General features: G+C 71.7%; 1 protein-coding gene. It reads right to left on the bottom strand.

Annotation, left to right across the window (positions count from 1 at the left end; genetic code table 11):
- Window positions 1-246, bottom strand: a 246-nt coding sequence (locus tag QSJ97_RS24785; RefSeq protein WP_285675175.1) for a hypothetical protein, incomplete at its 3' end; no start/stop codon positions are given.
- Window positions 247-322: the final 76 nt, after the last annotated feature.

Below are 322 nucleotides of genomic sequence, written 5' to 3'. Positions count from 1 at the left end.
CGTGCCCCGCGGCAGTCCCCGCCGCTTGCCGAGCTCGTAGCGGAGCTTGCGCACGTATCTCGTCAGCAGCCCCCAGGCCGCCTTCCTGTCCGTGAGGTTGCCGCGAATGGTCAGCGTCAGCAGGTGGTCGAGCCGTGCCGCCAGCACCGTCCGCCGGATCATCGTCCTGGCCCGCCGGAGGCTCTGCTCCTCCTGCTCCGCCTTCCGGGCGAGCCGCGCCTCCTCGGAGATGCAGCCCGCCGTCACCCCCTGCCCACAATCCCGGTCGCGATGGGGCGCCCTGATCCGTGCGACCGTTGCCTCGACCTGACCCCCGCCATAA

This window comes from Paralimibaculum aggregatum (assembly GCF_030270585.1).
GTDB lineage: Bacteria > Pseudomonadota > Alphaproteobacteria > Rhodobacterales > Rhodobacteraceae > Thermohalobaculum > Thermohalobaculum aggregatum.
The sequence above is the reverse complement of the archived record's forward strand: the minus strand, read 5'-3'. Positions and strand labels throughout refer to the sequence as shown.